The organism is Oceanobacillus sp. NCCP-135, from assembly GCF_059698015.1.
This window is the reverse complement of record NZ_BAAKSZ010000003.1, coordinates 66,595-93,545: the sequence shown is the minus strand read 5'-3', so window position 1 is coordinate 93,545 and position 26,951 is coordinate 66,595. Positions and strand designations below refer to the sequence as shown.

22 protein-coding genes are annotated in these 26,951 nt (G+C 35.5%); 5 read left to right on the top strand and 17 right to left on the bottom strand.

Annotated features, from left to right (window positions below):
* Window positions 1–158: 158 nt before the first annotated feature.
* The 9 genes from AC6HVZ_RS03265 to citZ all read right to left on the bottom strand — a co-directional run bounded on the left by AC6HVZ_RS03265 (window position 159) and on the right by citZ (window position 11,768).
* Complete coding sequence (locus AC6HVZ_RS03265; RefSeq protein ID WP_497556703.1) at window positions 159–1,190, bottom strand: glyceraldehyde-3-phosphate dehydrogenase; 1,032 nt, start codon at window positions 1,188–1,190, stop codon at window positions 159–161.
* A 168-nt stretch (window positions 1,191–1,358) separates the two neighbouring features.
* A complete protein-coding gene (gene coaE, locus AC6HVZ_RS03260) occupies window positions 1,359–1,958 on the bottom strand; it encodes a dephospho-CoA kinase (RefSeq protein ID WP_497556702.1) in 600 nt (199 codons plus the stop codon).
* Window positions 1,959–1,971: 13 nt separating this feature from the next.
* A complete protein-coding gene (mutM, locus tag AC6HVZ_RS03255; protein ID WP_497556701.1) occupies window positions 1,972–2,799 on the bottom strand; it encodes a DNA-formamidopyrimidine glycosylase in 828 nt (275 codons plus the stop codon).
* 13 nt (window positions 2,800–2,812) lie between these two features.
* Window positions 2,813–5,452: a DNA polymerase I gene (gene polA, locus AC6HVZ_RS03250; RefSeq protein ID WP_497556700.1), complete on the bottom strand. Its 2,640-nt coding sequence runs from the start codon at window positions 5,450–5,452 to the stop codon at window positions 2,813–2,815.
* 114 nt (window positions 5,453–5,566) lie between these two features.
* Window positions 5,567–6,940: a two-component system histidine kinase PnpS gene (pnpS, locus tag AC6HVZ_RS03245; protein WP_497556699.1), complete on the bottom strand. Its 1,374-nt coding sequence runs from the start codon at window positions 6,938–6,940 to the stop codon at window positions 5,567–5,569.
* Window positions 6,937–7,632, bottom strand: a complete 696-nt coding sequence (locus AC6HVZ_RS03240; protein ID WP_497556698.1) for a response regulator transcription factor — start codon at window positions 7,630–7,632, stop codon at window positions 6,937–6,939. The genes pnpS and AC6HVZ_RS03240 overlap by 4 nt, the downstream gene beginning before the upstream one ends.
* Before the next feature lie 739 nt (window positions 7,633–8,371).
* Complete coding sequence (locus AC6HVZ_RS03235) at window positions 8,372–8,848, bottom strand: MaoC/PaaZ C-terminal domain-containing protein (RefSeq protein ID WP_497556697.1); 477 nt, start codon at window positions 8,846–8,848, stop codon at window positions 8,372–8,374.
* A 442-nt stretch (window positions 8,849–9,290) separates the two neighbouring features.
* The gene (icd, locus tag AC6HVZ_RS03230) at window positions 9,291–10,562 is read right to left on the bottom strand and encodes an NADP-dependent isocitrate dehydrogenase (RefSeq protein ID WP_497556696.1); all 1,272 of its coding nucleotides are present in this window, start codon (window positions 10,560–10,562) and stop codon (window positions 9,291–9,293) included.
* An 87-nt stretch (window positions 10,563–10,649) separates the two neighbouring features.
* Window positions 10,650–11,768 carry a citrate synthase gene (gene citZ, locus AC6HVZ_RS03225; protein WP_497556695.1) on the bottom strand — a complete coding sequence of 373 codons (1,119 nt, stop codon included), beginning with the start codon at window positions 11,766–11,768 and terminating at the stop codon, window positions 10,650–10,652.
* A gap of 233 nt (window positions 11,769–12,001) precedes the next feature.
* Here citZ and ytvI point away from each other — a divergent pair, with 233 nt between their 5' ends.
* Window positions 12,002–13,108 carry a sporulation integral membrane protein YtvI gene (gene ytvI, locus AC6HVZ_RS03220; protein WP_497556694.1) on the top strand — a complete coding sequence of 369 codons (1,107 nt, stop codon included), beginning with the start codon at window positions 12,002–12,004 and terminating at the stop codon, window positions 13,106–13,108.
* A 1-nt stretch (window position 13,109) separates the two neighbouring features.
* On the opposite strand, the gene AC6HVZ_RS03215 is transcribed toward ytvI, so the two are convergent.
* From AC6HVZ_RS03215 to dnaE, 7 genes are all read right to left on the bottom strand, one after another.
* A complete protein-coding gene (locus tag AC6HVZ_RS03215) occupies window positions 13,110–13,499 on the bottom strand; it encodes an FxsA family protein (protein WP_497556693.1) in 390 nt (129 codons plus the stop codon).
* Window positions 13,500–13,609: 110 nt separating this feature from the next.
* Complete coding sequence (gene pyk, locus AC6HVZ_RS03210; RefSeq protein ID WP_497556692.1) at window positions 13,610–15,370, bottom strand: pyruvate kinase; 1,761 nt, start codon at window positions 15,368–15,370, stop codon at window positions 13,610–13,612.
* A gap of 36 nt (window positions 15,371–15,406) precedes the next feature.
* Window positions 15,407–16,366, bottom strand: a complete 960-nt coding sequence (gene pfkA, locus AC6HVZ_RS03205) for a 6-phosphofructokinase (RefSeq protein ID WP_497556691.1) — start codon at window positions 16,364–16,366, stop codon at window positions 15,407–15,409.
* Between the two features lie 269 nt (window positions 16,367–16,635).
* The gene (accA, locus tag AC6HVZ_RS03200) at window positions 16,636–17,592 is read right to left on the bottom strand and encodes an acetyl-CoA carboxylase carboxyl transferase subunit alpha (RefSeq protein WP_497556690.1); all 957 of its coding nucleotides are present in this window, start codon (window positions 17,590–17,592) and stop codon (window positions 16,636–16,638) included.
* Window positions 17,589–18,449 (bottom strand): acetyl-CoA carboxylase, carboxyltransferase subunit beta, encoded by an 861-nt coding sequence (accD, locus tag AC6HVZ_RS03195; RefSeq protein WP_497556689.1) that lies wholly within the window; start codon window positions 18,447–18,449, stop codon window positions 17,589–17,591. Before accD ends, accA begins: the two co-directional genes overlap by 4 nt.
* Window positions 18,450–18,913: 464 nt before the next feature.
* Entirely contained in the window at window positions 18,914–20,149 is a 1,236-nt protein-coding gene (gene ystJ, locus AC6HVZ_RS03190) for an NADP-dependent malic enzyme (protein WP_497556688.1), read from the bottom strand.
* A gap of 547 nt (window positions 20,150–20,696) precedes the next feature.
* Complete coding sequence (gene dnaE / locus AC6HVZ_RS03185) at window positions 20,697–24,050, bottom strand: DNA polymerase III subunit alpha (protein ID WP_497556687.1); 3,354 nt, start codon at window positions 24,048–24,050, stop codon at window positions 20,697–20,699.
* A gap of 139 nt (window positions 24,051–24,189) precedes the next feature.
* Between dnaE and ytrH the strand changes: the two genes are divergently transcribed.
* The 3 genes from ytrH (at window position 24,190) to AC6HVZ_RS03170 (ending at window position 25,352) form a co-directional block, all read left to right on the top strand.
* Window positions 24,190–24,522: a sporulation membrane protein YtrH gene (gene ytrH, locus AC6HVZ_RS03180; RefSeq protein ID WP_497556686.1), complete on the top strand. Its 333-nt coding sequence runs from the start codon at window positions 24,190–24,192 to the stop codon at window positions 24,520–24,522.
* Window positions 24,522–25,025: a sporulation membrane protein YtrI gene (gene ytrI, locus AC6HVZ_RS03175; protein ID WP_497556820.1), complete on the top strand. Its 504-nt coding sequence runs from the start codon at window positions 24,522–24,524 to the stop codon at window positions 25,023–25,025. Before ytrH ends, ytrI begins: the two co-directional genes overlap by 1 nt.
* Window positions 25,026–25,154: 129 nt before the next feature.
* Entirely contained in the window at window positions 25,155–25,352 is a 198-nt protein-coding gene (locus AC6HVZ_RS03170) for a YtzJ family protein (protein WP_497556685.1), read from the top strand.
* Window positions 25,353–25,399: 47 nt separating this feature from the next.
* Here the strand turns inward: AC6HVZ_RS03170 and AC6HVZ_RS03165 are convergent, their stop codons facing one another.
* Window positions 25,400–26,347, bottom strand: coding sequence for a DHH family phosphoesterase (locus AC6HVZ_RS03165; protein WP_497556684.1), 948 nt, complete (start codon window positions 26,345–26,347; stop codon window positions 25,400–25,402).
* 288 nt (window positions 26,348–26,635) lie between these two features.
* On the opposite strand from AC6HVZ_RS03165, the gene AC6HVZ_RS03160 reads away from it, so the two are divergent.
* Entirely contained in the window at window positions 26,636–26,929 is a 294-nt protein-coding gene (locus AC6HVZ_RS03160; protein ID WP_497556683.1) for a YtpI family protein, read from the top strand.
* Window positions 26,930–26,951 lie beyond the last annotated feature (22 nt).

Sequence of the window (26,951 nt, the reverse complement as noted above, 5' to 3'; positions counted from 1 at the left end):
TCTCTACACCCCGAACTATTTATTTATGTATAATAATTATATTTTAACATGTTTCGAGTAAATCCTCTATGAAAAAATAAAGAGTGGGTAGCATGTAAAATTAAAAGCACCTATTTCCGATCACATTGGGCAGACGGTAAATAAGTGCTTTTACTAAATTATGAAATTTTTACTTGTTGCTGATGCAAGTAACTTCCAACATATTTTGATAAATCTAGTACTCTTTTTGAATAGCCCCACTCATTGTCATACCAAGCAATTACTTTAATTTTATTATTTTCCATGACAATGGTTGATAACCCATCAATAATGCTTGAGTATTCTGTTGAGGTATAGTCAATCGATACAAGTGGTTCCTCACTATATTTTATAATACCTTTCATCTCATTCTCTGTTGCATTTTTAAAAGCTTGGTTAATTTCCTCAATCGTTACTGATTTTTCCACATCAACTACCAAATCCACCAAAGAAACATTTGGTGTAGGAACCCTTAGTGCCATACCGTGTAATTTACCATTTAAATGTGGTAAAACATCCCCTAAAGTCTTTGCAGCCCCGGTAGATGTTGGGATAATGGACTGGGTGCATCCCCTTGCTCGTCTAAGATCCTTATGTGGATTATCCAGATTCCTTTGATCATTTGTAAAAGCATGCACAGTTGTCATCAATCCATTAATAATATTGAAATTATCATCTAATACCTTTACGACAGGTGCTAAGCAATTCGTTGTGCAGGAAGCATTCGAAATAACATCATCCCGATCTGGATGATATGTTTTTTCATTCACTCCCATAACAATTGTATTATCAATCTGTTTTCCTGGTGCTGTTATAACTACTTTTTTCGCACCTGCCTTGATATGCTGCCCAGCACTTTCCTTGGTTTTAAATTTACCGGTTGCTTCAATAACAATATCAATATTATATTTTTTCCATGGTAGATTCTCAGGTTCACGTGAGTTTACCAGGTTGATTTTTTTTCCATTAATTTCAAGACCATCTGTAAGCGGTTTTACTTCACCTTCAAAAATTCCATGTACACTATCGTATTTAACTAAATGTGCAAGCGTTTCTGGAGGATAGCTTGCATTAATTGCAATAACCTCTAATTTGTGATCATTAACCGCTTGTCGGAATACCATTCGACCAATTCGACCAAATCCATTAATAGCAATTCGTGTTTTATTCATTTGTAATCCTCCCATATGTGTTATACTCATTTTGTTTTTATATTAATTAGTATAACATATTCAGCGAAAGATGTGTTATAATTTTTGGCAGAGTACTAACAATAAAAAAACAATAAAGAAAAGGTCTAGATTTTAACGTATTAACGTTTTAATCCAGACCTTAATTAATCAAAGTACTTTCCATGCTTTCAACAAATCTTCCAACTGTTGAAAAGACTCATATTTTGTTCCATTATTATCGATTACTGCATCTGCCATTTCAGCTTTCTCCTTTACAGATAGTTGTGAATTAATTCGTTGTTTAGCCTCTTCTTCGTTATAACCATCACGTTCCATCAGGCGGTTCAGCTGTACTGCTGCATCAACATATACCACTATCGTCTTATCAACAAAACGAGTTAGTTTACTCTCAAATAATAATGGAATGTCAAGGACAACACATTCTTCTCCTGCCTCAAGAAAAGCATCTCTTTGCTGAAGCATTTTTTCTCTAACTGCGGGATGTACTATACTGTTTAACTTTTTCCTTTTCTTATCATCTGCAAAAATAATTGCCCCAAGCTTCTTTCGATCAAGTGATCTATCATTTCGCAAAATTTCTTTGCCAAATAGTGCAATTATTTGATCATATGCCTGCTCACCAGGATTCACAACTTCTCTAGATATTTTATCTGCATCAACAACTGGTATATTAAAATCATCGAACATGAGAGAGACGGTGCTTTTTCCACTTGCGATACTGCCAGTCAGTCCTATAACCATTGCCATTGTACGTCACCTCTTAGTTTTTTTGACAGCTACCACATATATGTGTACCTCGACCGCCGACTTTTAATTTTATAATTTGACTTCCGCATTTTTTGCATGCTTTATTTTCCTGTCCATAAACAAAAAGTTCCTGCTGAAACATACCCATATTTCCCTGGCTATTTACATAAGATCGGATGGTAGTTCCACCCTGTTTTACAGCTTCACTCAATGTGGTGATTGCTTGCTCCTGTATCTCTTTTACTTCTTTTTTGGTAAGTTTACTTGACCGTTTTAATGGATGGACACTAGCTTTAAATAATGTTTCATCTACGTAAATATTACCAAGTCCTGTTACAATTGTTTGATCTAAAAGGGCTGATTTAATCACACGATCTGTTTTCTTTAGCTTTTTATAAAAATAGTCGAAGGTAAAAGCTTTATCAAACGGATCAGGTCCTAGCTTATTTAGCGGTTTATTTACTAATTCTTCTCCCTTATTATAAATATGCATGGTGCCAAATTTGCGTACATCATTATAGCGAAGTTCTTCACCATTTGTAAATCTGAATATAACATGGGTATGCTTTTTAACTGGTTCACTCCCTTTATTAACACTATACTTTCCTTCCATACGTAAATGGGATATAATCACATAATCATTTAAATGAAATAATAAAAATTTCCCTCTTCGGCTTAGATCAAGAATCGTTTGATCAGTCAGTAGTAGTTTAAAATGGTCAACATCATCTGGTTCTTTAATTATATTTGGCCAATGAACTTCTACTTCCTTTATCGTTTTATTTATAATATATTGCTTTAACGTATTTTTTATTGTTTCTACTTCTGGTAATTCCGGCATGTTACTAGTCTCCTTATTTGGCATCAAACCAGCTATCTCCAAACGCATAGTCAACCTTTAATGGAACAATTAAATCTACCGTTTTCTCCATCATCGCTGGAACTATTTCCTTTAATTGTTCAACTTCTTCTTTTGGTGCTTCCATGATCAATTCATCATGGACTTGTAATAGCATCCTTGCCCGAAGCTTTTCCTTCTTTAATTTACCATGCAAATCAATCATAGCTTTTTTAATGATATCTGCAGCACTTCCTTGTATTGGTGTATTCATGGCTGTTCTCTCGGCAAAGCTGCGAAGATTAAAGTTTCTGCTCGTAATCTCCGGCAAATATCTTCTACGCTTCATTATTGTACTGACATAGCCTTTATGTTTTGCTTCCTGTATAATTTCTTCCATATAACTTTTAACGCCAGGGTAGCTTTCAAAATAGCGGTCAATAAACTTTTTAGCATCCTTACGAGTAATTCCCAGATTTTGCGAAAGACCATAATCACTGATACCATATACAATTCCAAAGTTTACAGCCTTTGCCTGTCGGCGCATAGTGGATGTTACTTCTTCTTTTCCAACATGAAATACATCCATCGCTGTTTGTGTATGAATGTCCGCATTATTTTTAAAGGCTTCTATTAATTTTTCATCCTTAGCGATATGTGCTAAAACCCGTAATTCAATTTGTGAATAGTCAGCGGCAAACATTATCCAATCTTTTTTTACTGGTACAAATGCTTGACGAATTTTCCTACCTTCTTCCAAACGTATTGGTATGTTTTGTAGATTGGGATCAACAGAGCTTAATCTTCCCGTTTGCGTTAATGCTTGATTAAAGCGGGTATGAATTTTATTAGTATCATTATTAACAACTTTTAATAATCCTTCAATATAGGTAGATTGCAGTTTACCTAATTGTCTATACAAAAGAAGCTTTGGTATTATATCATGTTCATTCTCTAATTTTTCCAATACATCTGCAGCGGTTGAATAACCTGTTTTTGTTTTTTTAATCACAGGCAGCTTCAGCTTTTCAAACAAAATTGGGCCAAGTTGTTTTGGTGAATTTAAATTGAACGTTTCACCAGCTAAATCATGAATTTCTTTTTTAAGATTAGTTAATCGATCTTTAAGATCCTTTCCCATTTCTTCAATCCGTTCAACATCCACCCGTACACCTAAACTCTCCATTTCACCTAGGATAAGGGCAAGTGGCATTTCTAATTCTTTGCATAGCTCGTACTGCTCATTTTCTCTCAGTTGCTCTTCCATTTTATCTTTAAGTGATAACAATACAGAAGTTTTCCTAACTACATGCTCTGCTAAATCAGACTCTTTTGGCACTTTTAATTTTGCACCCTTGCCATAAACTTCTTCATCATATAAAACATTTGTTTTTCCCATCCGGTTTCCAATTGCGGGAATGTCGTGATTATTCTCTGCTGGGTTAAGTAAGTATGAAGTTAGAAGCATATCAAATGATATTCCTTTAATATGAATATCATTTCTTAACAATGCTACTAATGTTTTTTTGGCATCGAATACATATTTCATTTTACGATGATCTGTTGCCCAGTCTTTGAACGCTTTTGAATTTATGGCAACCTCTGTTGGTATGAAATATGCATTATTTTCATTTACTATCCCAAATCCTTCGATAGCTGCTGTATGATAATTATCACTGAGCATTTCTACAACTAAAGCTTCTTTTCCTGTAAAAATATGCTCACTAACCTCATCTAAAATTGTCAGTTCTATGTCCGCTAATTCATTATTCTCGCTGCCTTCATCGATTGATTCTCCGTCCAGTTTATTTAATAAGGATTGAAACCCAAGATCTTTAAAAATACTACTCACCTTTGATTGCTGATATCCTTCATAAACTAGTTCATCAACAGCCACCTTTATCGGTGAATCACATTTAATCGTAACCAGTTCTTTACTCATAAATGCATCATCTTTGTATGTAGTTAGATTCTCTTTTACTTTTTTACCGGGAATGTCATCAATATGGTTATACACTTTCTCCAGTGTTTCATATTGTTTTAATAATTTAGTTGCAGTCTTTTGTCCAATCCCGGGTACACCAGGTATATTATCAGAGTTATCTCCCATTAATGCCTTCAAATCTATTATTTGCTCTGGAGAAACCTCCATTTTTTCTACCATATAGACTGGCGTGTATCTTTCTACATCACTAATCCCTTTTTTAGTTAAACTCACGGTTACCTGATCGGATACAAGTTGTAATAAATCTTTATCTCCTGATATGACCGTTACGTCCCAATTATTTTTTGTAGCTTGAGATGAAAGTGTTCCAATAATATCATCTGCTTCATATTGGTCTAATTGATAATGCTGAATGCTAAATGCATCAAGTAATTCCTTTAGCAAAGGGAATTGTTCTGAAAGCTCAGGTGGTGTTTTTTGTCGACCACCCTTATACTCTTTATAGGTTTCATGACGAAAGGTAGTTTTACCTGCATCAAATGCAACAAGCATGTGAGTAGGTTTTTCTTCTTCTAATATCCTCATCAGCATTGTCGTAAATCCATACACTGCATTTGTATATACACCTTTATCATTATTTAAAAGCGGTAAAGCAAAAAAGGCACGATAAATAATACTATTACCATCAATTAACACGAGTTTTTTTGACAACGGAATTCCTCCTTGTATATTATTCGCTAAGCTTATTTTATCACTGTCCAGAAGGAAATGAAAAAAATATGGAGGAAATAAAGAAAACATCTTCTAAGGGTAAGAGGATGTTTTCTAATTTGAAATATTCTTTGGCAAATATACATGTATATTCGTTCCTTTATTTACTTCGCTGTCAATCTCAATTCTGCCTTCATGTGCTTCCACAATATGTTTAACAATTGCTAATCCTAATCCTGTTCCACCAGTATTTCTGCTCCTTGCCTTATCAACTCGATAAAAACGTTCAAATATACGAGATTGCGCCTTTTTACTAATTCCAATTCCTGTATCTGATACTTTTATATGTACATAAGTTTTATTAGAAGTAATATGTAATGCTATTCTGCCATGATCCGGAGTATAATTAACAGCGTTATCCAGAAGATTAATAAGGATCTGTTTTACTTTTTCCTTATCTGCCAAAAATGTAATATCATCCGTGAATTGGGATAATTCCAGCTTCTTTTGTTTTGCTTGTTGCTCGATAACAGGCATAACTTCATCAACCAAAGCATTCATGTTTATTTTATTTAAAACAAGGGGGGAACCTTCCTTTTCCAACCTTGACAATGTTAATAAATCTTCAATCAGCAGTTGTATTCGATGGCTTTCATTATAGATTATTTCTAAAAACTCTTTGTTTACCTTTTCTTCATTTATTTCACCATCCAGTAATGTTTCAGCAAATCCTTTGATCGATGTTACAGGAGTTTTCAGTTCATGCGAAACATTTGCAACAAAATCCTTTCTCATCACTTCCATTTTTTTTAATTCCGTTATGTCATATAAAACAAGCACTGCACCCTTTAACATATTTCGTTCATTAAAAATTGGCGCTCCAACTATTTCCAAGTATTGCTTTTCCATCCCCCTATGGTTTATAAACGTTTCTTTTACATTTTTTTCATATAAGAAAGTTTTTTGTACAGTCTCGTGAATGATATCATTATCTAAAACTTCATAATAAAGATAACCTTTATAGTCCTTCATTGTTTTGCCAAAGATAGAAATAAACTTACGGTTAACGAGATGTATATAACCTTTCGAATCAATCAGTACCAAACCGCTTTCTGTGTTATCTATCACTGTTGTCAATTGGTCTGACTGCATCTTCTCCTGAATTGAAAGTTCATTTAAATTGCGTGCCAGTGCATTAATTTTTTGAATTAATACCCCAACATCACTATCTGAAGCATGGTGGATCCTTGCCCTGTAATTCCCCTTAACTATTTCTTCAACTGTATTCGTCGCTTTTTTAATTGGTTTTATATGTCTTTCAAATAGATGCAGTAAAAATAATAAAAGAAGAATAAACTCGGTTAACAATACCGAAATAAGTATAATGTATTTATCCATTACAAGACTTAAGATTATTCCAGATAGGACGATAACAGCAAATATCCCGATTACATATGTGAATACTGGTCTTGTAAATAAAGGCTTCATGATGGTAAATCCTCCATCTTATATCCAAGTCCTCTTACGGTTTTAATGTACGTAGTCTTTTTAGAATTGGGTTCTATCTTCTCTCTAAGATGACTTACATGAACATCTACAATCCTTGTATCCCCCACAAAATCATAATCCCAAACACCACTTAATAATTGATCTCTTGATATAACTTTTCCTTTATTATTTGCCAGGAAGTGCAAGAGCTCAAATTCCTTTCTGGTAAATGAAATAATTTTTCCGTTCATTTCTGCCTCATATCGTTCTGGATAAATCAACAATTCACCAATCTTTATTACACTATAATTTGATTTTGATGTATTATTTGTTCTCCTTAATATGGCTTTCACACGTGCAATAACCTCTTTTGGACTAAATGGCTTTGTTAAGTAATCATCAGCACCTAATTCCAATCCTAGTACTTTATCGAATTCATCATCTTTCGCTGTTAGCATTAGAATTGGTGTATCAATCTGATTATTTCTCAAATACTTGCAAACATCCATTCCATCCAATTCCGGAAGCATTAAATCAAGAATAATTAGATCATAGTCATTATTCTCTGCTTTTTTGATTGCTTCCATTCCGTCATACGCTACGTCAGTAGTGAATCCAGCCTTTTCTAGGTTAAAATTTAATAATGTAACAATGGATACTTCGTCATCAACAATAAGAATTTTTTGGTTCATTATAAAAGCCCCATTTCTCTTTACAGTACTGCATTCCATCTTACAATGAAATGTAGAAAATGTGAATGTAATACGCTGTTTGTAAATAAAATTTTACAATTTGAGAGGATCATTTTGTTGGTTTTTTGTCTTTTAATCCTCTCAGAAGATATAAACTGCGACATATGCGCAGAGTTGTTTTCCGCTACGGACCGTTGCTTTTTAGCGAGCACTGCTTCAGCCTCCTCGAGAAAACCACTCTGCTTAAGTCTTCAGACACGTGCTTTTCCCGCAGGACAAGGAAAGCATCGACAGCACCTGCATCGCACGAAGAAAATGGATCTGTATTTTCGAGGATTCAACGATCCTCCACTCCAAACAACCATTTCAAGAGTGGATAGCAAATGATTCATTCAATCAAGTGATAAATCACTTTTTGAAATTAAAAGCGCCATCCAGCGGAGGAAACACACGGAGACTCCTGTGGGAAAGCGAAGACAATGAGACCCCACAGTGAGCGTTCTTTGCAAGCGAGAAGGCGCAGCGCAAGCCCACGGAAAGCGTAGTGTATTTCCATACCGCCGAATTAGCACTCATCCTTAAAGGGTTAGAGGAAGTCACACTAAAGTTTTGTGCCTTTTATATCTTTTGTGGAAAAAGTACAATTCTTCTGATAGGACTAGTAACTTGACTTCCCATTTTTTAGAAGAAATCCATAAAAAATACTATTCTCCTTCAGCAAGAAAATAGTATCTGTAATTTAAAAAAAGTTTTCTAATGAATTGGCGGTTAATGTGTTAGGTTTATAAGCAGGACAAACATATAGTTTACCGGTGACTATTACATCCCCATCCGAATCATAACCTGTAACTGACAAGGCAACTTGGCGGTTTGTTTCATCAATGGCAATGATCTCAATGGTAAGTTTTACTTCTCTATTATGAAAAACAGGTTTTGGAAACGACATCTCATGCTGGGTTATATGACTTCCCGGTCCAGGCAAATGCATTGATATAACCTGTGAAACCATCCCAAATACCATTACAGATGGTACAATTGGTTGCTTATAAGGTGTTTGAGATGCATAGTCATGTTGAATATACAATGGATTTGCGTCACTCGTTAAACCTAAATATAACAATAAGTCACGATCTTCAATCGTTTTTAATGCAGTATAGGAATCTCCTACTTGCAGCTCATTAATCATTTTCCCTAGCTTTCTTTTTTTACCAATCATCAGAATACCCCCTTATTCTTGTAAGCGTTTACTATTATATCAAAAATTAATAATTACCGCTAATCTTTCGTATAGAAACAGCTTCTTAATACATACAAAAATCTGTTGCCTCATAGTTTACTATATCTTTAATTTTTACGTCAAATCCACGAACTGATATAGCTTCCGTCATGTCCAATACTTTCCCCTTTGTTTGATCTTCCACACTTGGGATCTACTAGCACAAATATCTCCTCGTTATTTTGAGCAAGCATTAACGCTGTGTCGCACCGGTAAAACCTGAATCCATTACTGAATATCCTCCTATCGTTCAGTTCTAAATAAAAATGAAGCTGTTGATAGATAATAGATCTAAAAACAGCTTCATCGAACGACCAGTGAATATCACTCCCGCTATTAGCAGGGATCTCACCTGACGCAAACTTTATTTTTATAATGGTAATTAGCCCATATTCTTAATAATTTCATTTCCAAATTCTGAACACTTCACTTCAATTGCCCCATCCATTAAGCGGGCAAAATCATAGGTTACCACTTTAGAAGCAATTGTTTTATCCATGGATTGGGTAATCAAATCAGCTGCTTCTCTCCAGCCAAGATGCTCAAGCATCAATACAGCAGATAGAATGACAGATGATGGGTTTACTTTATCCATTCCAGCATATTTTGGTGCAGTACCATGTGTTGCTTCAAAAATCGCATGACCAGTATCATAGTTAATATTGGCCCCTGGAGCAATTCCAATTCCTCCAACCTGTGCTGCTAAAGCATCAGAAATGTAGTCACCGTTTAAGTTCATTGTTGCAACAACATCAAACTCTTTCGGACGAGTTAAGATTTGTTGTAGGAAAATATCAGCAATTGCATCTTTAACAAGGATTTTGCCTGCAGCCAATGCTTCATCCTGTGCTTTGTTTGCTGCATCAATTCCGTCTTTTTCTACAATACGATCATATTCATTCCATGTGAACACTTTGTCGCCAAATTCTTTTTCAGCTAATTCATAACCCCATGCTTTAAATGCACCTTCTGTAAATTTCATGATGTTACCTTTATGTACTAAAGTAACACTTTTACGTCCTTCGTTTAATGCATATTCTATAGCGGAGCGGACGATACGTTTTGTTCCTTCTTCAGAAACTGGTTTAATACCAATACCGGATGTTTCTGGAAAACGAATATTGCTCACGTTCATTTCATTTTTTAAGAAATCGATAACCTTTTTAACTTCTGCAGAACCTTTTTGCCATTCGATACCTGCATAAATATCCTCTGTATTTTCACGGAAAATAGCCATATCCACATCTTCAGGACGTTTAACCGGAGATGGAACTCCTTCAAAATAACGGACAGGACGAAGGCAAGTAAATAGGTCTAGCTCTTGACGTAATGCAACGTTTAATGAACGGATTCCCCCACCAATCGGTGTTGTTAATGGTCCCTTGATTGCAATTTTATATTCATTAATCATATCAAGCGTTTCCTGTGGAAGCCATTCACCCGTTTTATCAAATGCCTTTTGTCCAGCGTACACTTCTGTCCATTCAATTTCCTTAGAACCATCATAAGCTTTCTCAACGGCAGCTTCAATTACTTTACGTGCTGCTGCCCAAATATCCGGACCAGTTCCGTCACCTTCTATAAAAGGAATGATTGGATTATTAGGTACGTTCATTTTTCCATTTTCTACAATGATTTTTTCTCCCTGAGCCATATAAAAAACCTCCTAGTAAACTTTAATACTTCACTATTCTAACACATTTCTACTTTTTATGAGAACAGTCTTCATTTCTGCTATAATTTAACGATTTTCAATGGAAACATATTCAGGTGATTTCGGACCAATATATTCAGCGCGTGGACGAATTAGACGATTATTATCGTACTGCTCCAGAATATGTGCTAACCAGCCGGATACACGACTTACAGCAAAAATCGGCGTAAATAGATCATGGTCGATACCAAGACTATGGTATACCGAAGCAGAATAAAAATCTACATTAGCAGGAAGCCCTTTGTGTTCTTTAATATAATCTTCTATCTTAACAGACATATTATACCATTTTGCTTGGCCAGTCAGGTTCGTTAATTGGTTAGACATTTCCTTCAGGAATTTTGCACGTGGATCTCCATTGCGATATACGCGATGTCCCATTCCCATAATCTTTTCTTTGTTTTCCAGTTTTTCTTTTATATAAGGAATAGCATTCTCTTCTTCACCAATTTCCGTCAGCATCTTCATAACTCGCTCATTAGCACCCCCGTGAAGTGGTCCTTTTAGAGCTCCAATCGCTGCTGTTACACCGGAGTAGATATCGGATAATGTTGCCACACATACTCTAGCGGTAAAAGTAGATGCATTCAATTCATGGTCTGCATGAAGAACTAATGCTTTATTAATAGCTTCAACTTCAATGGATTTAGGTTCTTCACCATTTAACATATATAAAAAGTTTTCAGCATAGCTTAAATCATTTTTTGGTTTCACTGGATCTTTACCTTGGCGAATTCTAGCAAAAGCTGTAACGATAGACGAAATTTTTGCTTGTAGACGAATTGCCTTGCGTTTATTAGCATCCTGCTCCATAATATCTGCCTCTTCATCGTATAATCCAAGAAGTGATACTGCTGTACGTAAAGCGGCCATTGGATGTACGGTTGATAAATCATATGAGCGTAAATGGTTAATTATTGCTTCTGGTAGCTCCATATTAGTAGCAAGCTCCGATTTAAAAGCAGCTAATTCCGATTTGTTTGGTAGCTTTTGATTCCATAACAAATAAACAACTTCCTCAAAACTTGAATTCTTTGCTAAATCATCAATCTTATATCCAGCATACGTAAGCTGGTCATCAATAATGGAGCTAATTGACGATTGAGTTGCTACAACCCCTTCGAGCCCTTTCGTTGTTGCTGTCATAACAAACCCTCTCCTTTTTTCTATGTTATATATTTTCGACAATAGGTTGTATGTAACATTGTCATGCCTATGCTTAATTATAAAGTAAATTTCATGTAATGTGAATTGAAACCGCTTAAAGCCCTTTAATAATTTATGGAAAAAACCTTTCTTATGCAAAAACATCATGTCTATTTTCTATTGTTTCATCATATGTAAAATAATACAAGTATTTATATGAATGGGGTTTTTTTATGTACAAGCCATTATTATATCAATTTATTCGATTACTTATCGTCATTGGCTCTATTTTATGTATCTATTTTTTTACTACATATATTGCCCTATATCTCTTTCCTATATTAGTTGCTGTACTCTTATCATTGCTTATTAATCCAGCAGTCAGCTTTTTTGAAAATAAGCTTAAATTTCCTAGAGCGATTGCAACAGTATCTATATTAACCTTTATATTAAGTATTATTATTGGAGTAATTATATTCATCATACAAGAGCTTATTCAAGGTACAACCTATCTAGCAGAAGTAATCCCCAATCATTTTCGCACATTTGTTTCCGTTTTCGAAGAGATTTTACACACAAAAATACTACCTATTTATCATAAAATAGTTACCTTTTTTCATTCATTGGATCCCCAACAGCAAACATCAATCAGTGACAATATCCAGCAAATCACAGACACTATCGCTTCCTCAGGTGCTGCCTTACTGCAGGATTTGGTTTTAATTATACCAACTATCCTAGCTGTACTTCCAAATTCAATTACGGTGTTTATATTTATTATATTGGCAACTTTTTTTATTACAAATGACTGGCATTCATTCAGGCAGGCACTAACAAAAATCATTCCTGCTTCTACCAGCAGTTCAATAAATCATGTGATTAATCAATTAAAAAAAGCGTTGGCAGGTTTTATAAAAGCACAGGCAATCCTCATTACCATAACTGCTAGTGTTATTTTTTCTGGTTTATTATTTTTAAAGGTAGATCACGCATTTACCATTGCGCTTATTGCTTCTGCTGTAGACATACTTCCGTTTATTGGGACAGGTATTATTTTTATTCCATGGATTATCTATCTGTTTGTTACAGCAAATTTTTCCATGACGATCAGTTTAACAATCCTGTATATGCTTGTTGTTGTATTACGACAAATAATTGAACCTAAAATACTTTCTACAAGCATTGGGATAAATCCCCTTGCCGGACTAATTGCATTATTTATTGGGATACAATTATGGGGGATAGTCGGGCTCATCATTGCTCCTTTTCTACTTGTCGTTGTGAATGCTTTTTACCAGGCAGGTTTAATAAGACAACTTTGGCTATTTATAAAAGGATAAATCACCATTTACGATAAATGATTGTATTTCTGTCCATCATACGCTTTATTATTTTCTCAATGCTCTTTTTGAAAGGATTGCGTGTATTCGGAATAACTAAAAGAAAACCGACGGTATCGGTGATGAAACCAGGAGTAAATAGAAAAATGGCACCGATTAAAATACAAATACCATCAATGATATATTCCGTTGGAGCTTGACCATTACTCATAGAAATCCTAGCGCGGTTCCATATTTCTATTCCTTGTTGTTTGGCTAACATAACACCAACAACACCTGTCAATATAATAATTAAAACTACCCACCATGGTCCAATCATTCCACCAATCCAAATAAAAACACCAATTTCCAGTGCTGATAATACTAGTAATGTTAGAAGTAACCAACGCATATTGATTTCCCCCCTTCCTCTGTTTCAATATTAATGTAAAAAAGAAGGGACATCCCCTTCTTTTTTACTTCTAGACGCTCTGCTAATAACTTACAAGTTCAGGCATTTTTTTAAAGTACGCTTGTATGTCCTTTGAAAATATCACCTTTTGCCCCATCAATCGTAATATCCTGCCCATCTTTGATGACATCAAATACATTTTTAACCCCAACAATCACTGGGATGCCAAGGCTTAATCCAACAACAGCAGCATGGGAAGTTAATCCGCCTTCCTCTGTAATAATGCCACTCGCCTTTTCAATGGCAGGCATCATGTCTCTATCTGTACCATAAGTTACAAGTATATCTTCTTCTTTTATTTTCTTGATTGCATCTACAGTGTTTTTAGCAACAACTGCTCTTCCGTAAGCACTGCGTCGACCAATTCCTTGCCCTTTTGCAATTACATCCCCAATAACATGAACCTTCAACAGATTGGTTGTTCCACTTTCACCAATTGGAACCCCTGCTGTAATAATAACCCTATTTCCTCGTGTAAAGAGATTCGTACTTAAACCAAGCTCAATTGCAATCTCAAGCATTTCATCAGTGGAATTCGTTCTTTTACCCTCAACAGCATGCACACCCCAAACTAAGGAAAGCTGACGATTTACCTTGTCCGAAAAAGTTATCGCAACAATAGGAGCCTTTGGTCTATACTTTGAAACCATTCTGGCAGTATGACCACTTTCTGTTGGTGTGATGATCGCACTTACCCCCAAGTTCATCGCAGTATGAGTTACAGATTGACTTATCGCATCTGTTATTGTCATATCTACTGATTTCGAACGCTGTGTTAAAATTGATTTATGATCTAATCCCGATTCTGCTTTTAATGCAATATTACTCATAGTTATTACAGACTCAACCGGATAGAGACCTGCAGCTGTTTCTCCAGAAAGCATGATAGCATCTGTCCCATCGAAAATAGCATTGGCAACATCGGATGCTTCCGCTCTTGTTGGACGAGGATTTCGTTGCATGGAGTCCAGCATTTGTGTTGCAGTTATAACTGGTTTGCCTGCAGTATTGCATTTTTTTATTAATTCTTTTTGGACAAGCGGTACATCTTCTGCAGGGATTTCCACACCCAAATCACCACGAGCAACCATTAAACCATCGCTTACTTCTAAAATACTATCAATATTTTCCACACCTTCTTGATTTTCGATTTTAGGTATGATTTTAATATCAATTGCATCATGTTTTTCAAGTAACTCCCTGATTTCGAGGACATCTGAAGGACGCCGTACAAATGAAGCTGCAATAAAGTCTACACCCTGTTCAATACCAAACTCAATGTCTTTCGTATCTTTATCAGTAATTCCCGGTAGATTCACAGAAACATTTGGTACATTTACACCTTTTTTATTTTTAATTAAACCCGAATTCAAAGCTTGTGTTTTAAGTTCTTTATTTTGGTAATCAATATCCATAACTTCTAATTCAATCAGACCATCATCTAATAAAATTTTCGAACCAACCTGGACGTCATTAATTAAACCGTCATAAGTGATGGAAAATTTTTCCGCAGACCCGTTGATCTCGTTCATGGATATAAATACAGTGCTGCCTTGTATTAATTCAGCTTGTCCTTCTTCAAAATTACCTGTTCTAATTTCAGGACCTTTCGTATCTAATAAAATTGCAATTGTTTTACCTGCATTCTCTGCAGCCTTTCTAATATTTGTAATGCGATTGCCATGTTCCTCATAATCCCCATGGGAAAAGTTCAAACGTGCTACATTCATTCCTGACTCAATCAATTGTTCCAATGTTTCGATCGATTCAGAAGCAGGGCCTATCGTACAAACGATTTTTGTATTTCTCATTTAAGCTTCCTCCTTCAAATTTTAAAAACAATAACTTTATATAGAAAGTTCCTGTGATAATTTATACATATTCGCATTAATCGTATGTTTTTCTGACAATATATCCAATATAGCATGGTCAATCAATTGATTATTTTGAATACCCACCATTCTCCCGGCTTTTCCAGCTATTAATACATCTACAGCCTGAGCACCTAAACGACTCGCTAAGACTCTGTCAGCTGCTGTCGGGGAACCACCTCGCTGAATATAACCAAGTACAGATACCCTGGTTTCTAAATCAGTTGCTTCGTTTATACGGTCTCCTATATCAAAACCACTGCCTACACCTTCAGCCACAACAATAATACTATGTTTTTTTCCTCGTTCATGCCCGCGATTCAATCGATCAATGATATCATTAAAGTCAGTCTCTTGTTCTGGTATTAAAATACTTTCCGCACCGTCAGCAAGACCTGCCCATAGAGCCAGGTCACCCGCATCTCTTCCCATTACTTCAATAATATAGGCTCTCCCATGTGAAGTAGCTGTGTCTCTTATTTTATCAATTGCTTCGATTATTGTATTTAAGGCGGTGTCGAATCCAATGGTAAAATCCGTACCTGTAATATCATTATCAATGGTTCCAGGCACACCAATACAAGGATACCCTTTTTCAGTTAATTTCTGCGCACCACGGAAACTGCCATCACCACCAATTACAATTAAACCCTCTATCCCATGTTTTTTGAGTTGTTCAATTCCTTTTTGCTGACCTTCATCTGTTTTAAATTCCTCACTTCTGGCGGAATATAATACAGTACCGCCACGGTGAATAATATCGCCCACAGAACCAATCTCCATTTTTTCAATATTACCTTCCATCAAACCTTGGAATCCATATTTTATACCATATACTTCAATGTCATGATATATTGCTTTTCTAACAACAGAACGAATTGCCGCATTCATTCCTGGGGCATCTCCACCACTTGTTAAAACACCTATTTTTTTCATATTTACTTTCACCTCTAGTTGTATAGATTTATTTATTTTTTTTAAGCTTTCTATTCAAAGATAATTTGAAAGAGCCGAAATAGCAATTAATTATACATATACTTCAGCAAAACCCGAATGATACAGAAATATAGACGGTAGTCGGCTTGGAAGAAATCAGCAAATAGTCATTGTTTGTTAAAAAAACTTTCGCTTTACTTGTAACTTGTGAAAATTTATGGTTTTCATAAGCAAGAGGCTGACTGATTTTGTCAACCTCTAAAACAAATTTATAATAATTTATAATCTCCAATTTTTTTATATTTTTCCCATCTTTTTTCAAGTAATTCATCTGTTGAATATGCTTTTAACAGTGATAATGATTGTTCCAGCACTTGATCCATGTATGCTGCTTGTTGTTTAAGATCTCGATGTGCACCACCCTTAGGCTCAGGTATTATCTGATCGATAACATTCAGCTTTTTCAAGTCATAGGAGGTTATTTTCATCGACTCGGCCGCTTTCTGTGCTAAGCCAGAATCCTTCCATAGTAATGCTGCAGCACCCTCAGGTGATATTACGGAGTAAGTTGAATTCTCCAGCATATGTATATGATCACCAACACCTAACGCAAGTGCTCCACCACTCCCACCTTCACCTACTACGATGCAAATAATTGGGACAGTTAGTCCAGCCATTTCCTTTAAATTGTGGGCGATTGCTTCACTCTGCCCTCGTTCCTCTGCAGCTTTTCCCGGGTATGCTCCTTTTGTATCAATAAAACAAACGATTGGACGATGAAACTTTTCAGCCTGATTCATATGGCGTAATGCCTTCCGATATCCTTCCGGGTGTGGCATACCAAAGTTTCTTCGGATATTTTCTTTCGTATCTTTTCCCCGTTGATGACCAATGACAGTTACAGGCATATCCTTATAATAGGCAACACCTGCTACAATCGCTTCATCATCAGCGAATAAGCGGTCACCATGGAACTCGATAAAATTACTAAACAGCTTTTCAATATAATCTAACGTTGTAGGACGCTCTAGATGTCTTGCCATTTGAACCCGATTCCAAGGCTTCAGGTTTCCATAAATATCATCTTCCAAAACGGTTAATCTTTTTTCTAATGTATTTATTTCTTCGGATAGATCAATTTCACTATCTTCTGTGAAGCTTTTTAATTCTGCAATTTTCTCTTTCAGATTTATAATTGGTTTTTCAAATTCGAGTATTTGCTTCATGAGAGCTCGCCACCCTTCTTATGCATATCAAGTAATTGTGAGAGCAATCGTTTCATCTCATGACGCTGGATTACCTTATCCAATTGTCCATGTTTTAATTGAAATTCAGCTGTTTGGAAATCATCAGGCAATTTTTCTCGAATCGTTTGCTCAATAATCCTTCGACCCGCAAATCCAATTAATGCCCCAGGCTCAGCAAAATTATAATCACCTAGTGACGCAAAGCTAGCAGAAACTCCACCGGTTGTTGGATGTGTCATAACAGAGATCATTAATCCTCCTGCATCAGAAAACCTTCTAATTGCAATCGACGTTTTTGTCATTTGCATGAGACTTAATACACCTTCTTGCATTCTGGCACCACCGGAAGCGGTAAAGATTATAAAAGGAAGTGAACTATCCTTCGCATTTTCAATTGCTCTAGCTATTTTCTCCCCCATTGCTGATCCCATACTCCCCATTCGGAAGCTGGCATCCATCACAGCAAATGCAGTGGGGTGTCCATCGATACTCCCTTTTCCCGTAACGACGCCTTCATTTAACCCGGTTTTCTTTTTATCCTTCTCAATCTTTTCTTCATAATCTGGAAAATGCAAAGGATTGCTGGATGTAAGTTTTTCATCCCACTCTTGAAATGTCCCATCATCAAAGAGACTTTCAATTCGATCCCAGGCGGTTAATTGATGATGATAACCACAGTTAGGACATACATTCAAATTTTTCCGCATTTCTTTCCGGTAATATATTTTGTGACATTGACTGCATTTTTGCATTAATCCTTCTGGAACATCTGATTTAGCCTGTTCACTTGGAATAGATGCATATTTCTTTCGCTTGCCAAAAAAATCCTTAAGCAAGGTAACTCCTCCTTTTTCCACAAACCTTGAAACAAACTAACCCACTTTTATTTACAACTATAATGGGGAATAAATAAAAAAGGTGTCACTTAAAGTCGAGAAAATTAATTATGTTCATTGTGGAAACTAACCTAAGTTATATTCTAAACAAACCTTCAATGGTTTGATGATTTCTTGTTATTTTTAGTTGAATAAGTTCTTCATAAAATCTTTCACTATCATTTTGCTTCTTCATTGTTTGGGAAAATCCCTTCATTAGCTGCCCAACTTTTTTCAATAAATGATTATCACAATGATTAAATAACTGATTAAAGAATGCAACATGATCTCAACAGATCTCAATGAAGGATTAAATCATTCATTTCGATATACTTACGGATTCCTTGTAATACTGATTGATATAATTCTGCTTCGGTGACATGGACACTGCCATGGCTCACTCCTTACACATTATTAACACATTATTATTCATTTATTTTTGTTAACCGTCTTGTTTTTTCCGCTATTTCTTCCGGATCTACTTGAATTCTGGCAACACCAGTCTCCATTGCTGCTTTTGCTACATTGAACGCAACTGACGGTGCAACTCGTGCATCAAAAGGAGCTGGAATCACATAATCCTCATTTAGTTCTTCTTCTGTTATTAGTGATGCAATGGCATGCGCTGCAGCAATTTTCATTTTTTCATTAATTCTAGTTGCACGAACATCTAATGCACCACGGAAAATACCGGGAAAAGCAAGTACATTATTTACCTGGTTTGGAAAATCAGATCTACCAGTACCAATTACTTTTGCCCCTGCTTCTTTCGCTTCATCTGGCATTATTTCTGGGTCAGGATTTGCCATGGCAAAAATAATAGAATCATCGTTCATTTTTTTAACCATGTCCATCGTCAGTGCACCACCGACGGATACACCAATAAACACATCAGCATCCTCAAGAACTTCTTCAAGTGTTCCTTCTTTTTTATCCTGATTCGTAAACTTTGCGACCCGTTCTTTAATTTCGTTCATTCCATAAGACCTGCCCTCGAAAATAGCCCCTTTTGAATCACACATTATCATCTCACGGACGCCAAAACTATATAATAATTTAATAATTGCTATTCCTGCTGCTCCTGCACCGTTTGCTACTACTTTGATATCAGAAAAAGACTTTCCAACTAGCTTTAGCGCATTTATTAAACCAGCAACCGTTACAATTGCAGTACCATGCTGATCATCATGAAAAATAGGTATGTTTGTCTCTTTTTTTAAACGCTCTTCGATAATAAAGCAATTCGGTGCGGCGATATCCTCTAGATTAACACCGCCAAAAGTTGGTTCCATTAATTTTACAGTTTGCACAATTTCTTCTATATCATGTGTAGCTAAGCAAATCGGAAAAGAGTCTACTCCAGCGAAGCTTTTAAATAATAATGATTTCCCTTCCATTACCGGCAACGCAGCCTCTGGTCCTATATTTCCCAGCCCTAAAACAGCTGAACCATCACTTACGACAGCAACCATATTCCCTTTCATTGTATAATCATAAACTGTTTCTTTCCGATCATAAATTTCTTTACATGGTTCAGCTACCCCTGGTGAATAGGCTAAACTTAAATCCTTTGCATTACGAACAGGTACCTTTGATTGAGTTGTTAATTTTCCTTTATTCACTTTGTGCATATGCAATGCTTCATCTCTTAGGCTTGCCATTTTTTTATTATCGCTCCTTTTGAAGTAGAAATAGTAAAATCAACTATTAGAAAAACGTAGCTTATCGTTAATGCGAATCCTTGAAGGCTTTTTTCTTTCTTAGAAACCCTTATCCTTTGGTGTGCATGCCTTATAACGAAAACCCAAAGCCTGCACTTAAAGATGTTGTTCAAAAAGTCCGGAAAAATTGTCACATCGATGTTTCTAGTTGGCAAGCTTTTTCGCTCCTTGGAAAAGAAAAGCACTTTTCCTGCGTGCTAGAACGTTTCCTCATGTACCTTGTTATGTACTTTCCGGTCTGAAAAAGGAAGATCACCTTCTTCGTGCGATGCAAATTCAGAGAAGCTTTCCTTGTGCTCAATGCTACACCGCCTTGAACTGCTCGATCCTCTTTTTCCTCTTTCTTGAAAACGTACTTCTACTGATTTTTTTAAATAGATATACTTTCATATCAGTGTATAGCAATACGAAGGCATTTTCAATGTAGTCTGACCACCCTTGATTTCTTAATTATAACAGATGGTGCTTGACTGTAAAGTATCGAAAACTATTTTTTTAAGACCACATTTTCTTTTCCAAAATATTTTTTCAGGGATTGTAAACAATGATAATTAGGATTAATAAAATATTTATTCGCCAGCTGATATGTTTTTTTCTGTTTTTCATGATGAATAATAATTGGTGTACTTCCAGGATACAAGTGTGCAATTTCTTTTATTTCAATTAAAGCATTCTCACTATCCTGTTCTGTCATCTTTATAAATAACCGCTGCCTGGAAACAAATTTAAATTCCGTTTCATCAAACGGACTTACCTGGGAAAAAAGCCATTGGATACGATTATTTCTGGACTCTATTTTACCAGTTCCCATTAGCATTATTTCTTCTTTTAGCCATCTGCTCGTATCTCGGTATATCTCAGGAAACAAAACCGCTTCCATATCTCCGGTTTCATCTCCAATTGTAATAAATGCCATTGGATCTCCTCGTTTAGTCCGGATTTTCTTAAGGCTTTGAACGATCGCTGCCGTTTTAATATTTCTTTTACCTACTAGGTTTCTAGCATTTCTTAGCGAAACAAAGCCATTCGCTTGCAGTTTTTCCCGATATATTGTTAATGGATGACTTGAAATATAGACTCCAAGGAGCTCTTTTTCATCTGCTAATTTTTTCACTTGGGTAAAGTCTTCTATTTCTATATAACTTGCTTCCAATTCTATTTTATCTTGAAAAATAGTTGGCTGATCATTAAATTCTTTAAATAACTCACCTTGCTCCATTGCCTGATCAATTGATGCCAATAGACTAGCTCGATTAGAATAGGTTTCATCAAATGCTCCAGCCATAATCAGCAATTCGATTGAGTTTCGATTGACAACTTTCAATGAAACTCGTAAACAGAAATCAAACAGATTTTTAAATTGTCCTTCCTTACGAACGCGTATTATTTCCTTAACCACTTGATTGCCGATTCCTTTGATTGTGAATAATCCCATCCTTATTTTATTTTGCTCTACGGTATATTTCCCAAAACTTTTATTGATGGATGGAGGAGCAAGTTCTATGTTTAATTCTTTCATTTCTTTCATATAGGTTTGGACTTTTTCTTGCTGATTAGCATTAGAACTTAACAACTCTGCAAAAAAACTCGCAGGATAATGTGCTTTCAGAAAACTGAGCTGGTATGAAATTTTACTATAGGCAACCGCATGACTTCTTGGGAATCCATAATTGGAAAATTTTACGATCCAGCTGAAAATTTCCTCAGCAACTACTGTACTGTACCCATTTTCCACACAGCCATTTATGAAGGCCTGTTTTTGGTCATCCATTACATCCTGCTTCTTTTTGCTAATAGCTCTTCTGAGTATATCCGCTTGACCGAGAGAAAAACCTGCAATTTTATTAGCAATTTGCATGATTTGTTCCTGATAAACCAATACACCATTGGTTTTTTCCAAGATTGGTTTTAAGTCAGGATGAGGATATGTTACTTTTTCTCTTTTATATTTTCGATCAATATATGTTTGGATAAAATCCATTGGTCCTGGGCGAAACAATGCATTAACGGCTACAATATCTTCAAATATGGATGGCTTTAATCTAGTCAGCACCTGCTTCATCCCTTGTGATTCTAATTGGAATACACCATTTGTTTGTCCCTTTGTCAGCATTTCAAAAGTCTTGGGATCATTTTCAGGAATGTTATTTAAAGTTATATTTTGATCTCCGGGAAATTTTATCTTTTGCATAATTTTTTCAAGTAAAGTTAAATTCCGTAATCCTAATAAGTCGATTTTTAATAATCCAATTGCTTCCAGATCATTCATGGTATATTGTGTCAGGCTTGTATCGTTAGCACCTTTGATAAGTGGTACATGCTCCATTAAAGGTTCTTCGCTAATAACAATACCTGCTGCATGTGTTGAAATATGTCGTGGAATACCTTCCAATTTCGATGCAATTGAAAATAATATCTTTAGTTGATTGGATTGCCATATATATTGTTTCAATTCCTCTGATTCTTTCACAAGTTCTACAATACTTTCCTTCGTTTGTAGTGGAATTTCCTTTAATATATAAGAAGCATCCTGCTGATCAATTTCCATTGTTTTAACTAATTCTCTTAAAAGCGAACGTGCGGCAAATGTCCCAAATGTAATGATCTGTGCTACATGTTCTTCTCCGTATTTCTTTCTCACATAATCAATGACCTCATCCCGTCTTGCATCAGAAAAATCAACATCAATATCTGGCATCGTTAATCGCTCGGGATTCAAAAAACGTTCAAACAATAGATCATATTTTATTGGATCAACATCAGTGATCCCAAGTACGTATGCCACGATGGAACCAGCAGATGATCCTCTGCCTGGTCCAACTAAAATATTATTATGTTTAGCATAGGTTATAAAATCAGCAACAATCAGAAAGTAGTCACTATATTGCATGGATTTGATTGTATTTAGCTCATAGGTTAGCCGTTCGGATATTTCCGCTGTAACGGTATCATACTTTCTATATACATTTTTCAAGCATTGCTTTTCCAAATAAGCATGTGCTTCTAAATTTTCCGGAACAGGAAAAGTTGGAAGCATACGCCGATTGAAATCAAATGTTACATTACATTTATTTTTAATTACTTCGGTTTCATGAAGCGCTTCAGGCCAGAAACGGAAGACTTCCTCCATCTCCATCGCAGAACGAAAATAACGTTGCTTCACTTCCGGATTTGTAATTTTCATCGGCCACGGACTTGCATTTTTCATCGCTTGCAAACAGTCATAAGCAAGATCATCATTCTCATTTAGATAACGTACATCACTAATGGCTGTAACAGGAATCTTATAGGTTTCGTAAAATGCTTTTAATGATTGATGGATATTCTTCTCGCGCGTTAGGCCATGGTCCTGTATCCCCAGATAGAATTCCCCAGCAGGAAAAAACCTCTTCCATATGTTTACATATTTTCCTACCTCATCATGTGTTTCTGTTTCTAATAAGACTTGGATTTTCGTGTGATTTCCTGTTGGTAAAATACAAATTAAGTTCTCAGTATAAGATTGGAGCTTGTTTAACTTGATTCCTCTCTCTTGCTGCTGACCAATGATTGTACTAATTATCCCTAAATCCTTATACCCCTGATTATTTTTAGCCAGGAGAATAAAGGACTCCGTATCTCGATCTTCATTTTCCACCGTTATAGTCATACCGATGATTGGTTTTATCCCATGAAGCATACAAGCATTGTAAAAAGGAATAATTCCATACAATACGTTTTCATCCGTCAGTGCTAATGAATCAAATTTTAAAACTTTCGCTTGTTTAATTAATTTTTCTATCGTAATTGTACTATTCATCAGGCTATATCCACTTCTCACCTGTAAATGTGTATATGACATCATATCCCACCTTCACTACGCTACCTTCTATTATAACAATCTTCACAGAACATGCATACGCTAAAACTGATTATTATCATAACTTGTCTATTTCTTTCATAAATTATAAGAACATGCCTTTGGGGGAGTGCGTACATATATGGAAGAACGCTTTTTCGCTACTTTTATTCACTGTTATTTTATTGCCTTTGGAGTAATTATCGGTGGCGCAATCATTGGGAGTATTGGTGAATTCGCAACTGGAGACGCTCCTTTAACAGCCGTAGGTACAATAGCCAAAAAATTGCGTATTTGGGCAATTGTCGCTGCTATTGGAGGAACATTTGATGCTATCTCAAATATTGAAAAAGGATTATTCGAAGGTTCCATGATCGATTTGTTCAAGCAAGCCTTATTTATATTATCAGCAATGGGTGGAGTGAAAACAGCCATTGTGTTAATCGAATGGCTTATTCAGGAGGATATTTCGTGATGCATATTCCACCATATCATAAAAAGCAGACATGGCAGTACTTCTTTCTTGGTGCTGTGCTTGGAGGAATTATAGCATATTTAATCATCATTTATATGTATGGATCCATGTATGAGAAGCTTTTGGCAGAGAATATTGAATTTCAATCAAAAATAACAAATTTAGAAAACCATAATGAAGCATTGCTGAAAGATAAAGCAGACTTGGATGAAAAATCTAAAGAGCCACTCACTATTGAAACAATTGAAGTAAACATCCCTAATTGGGAAAAGGTTCTCCCAGATCGATTGATTAGACGTCAACTCGAAGAATTAATCAAAGATGAAGTAAGTCAAGTTATTGGTCAGTCCATTACCTTAATTGACGAAAGTAATCAGCTGCTGATTGCTACGATCGAAAATAAAGCATTCACAATTGATGATTTCACATATTATTTTGAAATTAAAACGCTAATAATTTCACAAACCTTAAAAATAATCGTAGAAGCTAAACTATCGAATTAATGTGAACATTTCATGAATATTTAACTATTCAGTAGCAGTCTATATTATATTTTTATATAATATAGGTAGAATAGATACACATTTAAAATTATTTTCATATACTAATTTGATTAGAAGGAGTTGATTTCTATGTTAGTAATGAACAACAGACGTATGCGTGATGAAAAAATTGCTCAATTAAAAGAAGGGCGCACCGTATATGCCGAAACACATGAGCTCATTCGCTTAATTAAACGTGATATCGAAAAGGAACATTTACATGTCTTTTTTGATGATACAAAAACCGGTTGCTGGTTTATACCCATAACGGATGAAAAAACAAGCTGATACTTACTTTCTAAATAAGGCGGTCCCTCACTAAAGGGACGGCTATTTTATTTAGGAAAACCCAAGCAGGCTTGTTCCAAGTCATCGATCACATCACCAATTTCTTCCCACGTTTCCACAGATGCGCCTGAAGCAAGTGGATGGCCACCACCGTTATACTTTGCTGCAATCCCATTAATTACAGGCCCTTTTGAACGAAGACGAACACGAATTAAGTCGTCCTCTTCAATAAAAAACGCCCACGCTTTCATCCCCGCAATATCACCTAAAACACCAACCAATTGCCCTGTTTCTATTGGTTTTACCTCATATTCATCCATAATTGCTTTCGTGATTTTAATGGTACTCAAACCAGATGATGACATTTTAAAGTTTTGTAAGATATATCCCCTTAGTCTAGCAATATTGCTTTTTATATTATAAATACCATCATATAATGCTACACGATCAAAATTATAGGACACAAGCTCTGCAGCGTATTGAAATGTCTGCTTCGTTGTACTTGGAAACAGAAATCTCCCTGTATCACCAACAATTCCAGCATAAATAAGCCGTGCTGCTTCGTCATTTAAATGAAATCCTTTGTCTTTAGCATACGCAAATAATTCATAAATTAATTCACTTGTAGAACTTGCAGAAGGGTCAACCCACAATAAGTTCCCATATTGATCCACATTTGGATGATGATCGATTTTAATAAGCTTATCCCCAAGACGATATCGCTGATCACAAATACGTTCAGCATTTGCGGTATCACATACAATAATAAGCGCATTTTCATAAACATGATCATGAATTTGATCCATTCTCGTTAAAAAGCTTAATGATGGATCTTCTTCTCCTACTGCATACACATTTTTATCCGGAAACGAATGTTTGATCATTTCTTTGAGCCCTGCCTGAGAACCAAGTGCATCAGGATCTGGTCGAACATGTCTATGTATAATGATTGTATCGTATTGTTTAATCATATCGATAATTTGTTGTTTGATCATATTTCTTTACCCCAATCTAGATTTTTTTATAGCAAAAACTTATGATACAGGTTACAATATAATGGTATTTAATAGAGAGCTTAGCATCCGTTAAAAGGATTTTTGATAGCGTAATTTGCTTTCTTCAAAACCCCTTCTACTCTAGAGCATAAACCTCCAGATTGATGCTTTAGTTCAGACGAAAAATACTGCTCATTATAATTTCATTTGCTTTTCGAAGTACTACTTACCTTCTGCTCAAAGAAATAGGAAGATACTTTATTTACTGCTAAAAATAGGAGAGATTAGATGGTTATATTTCCAATTATTATTGTACTTTCAATTGTGTTGTATGTATATTATAAGGTTGCAATCCTAAAAAGCAATGATGGACTGACTCAATCTTATTTTAACGCAAAATCCCGTATTTGTCTTGGAACCTTTATATTATTCTTCGGGATTAATCAATATGTATTTTATCAAACAACACTTTCTTTATTCATCGGCATTATATTTGCAGTGCTTGGTGGACTTCAATTAAATAGAGGATTGAAAGAAGTGAAACACTACCAACGTGAATGGAGAAGATTACATGAGAGCTGACTATCAGAGCAGGTAGTCAGCT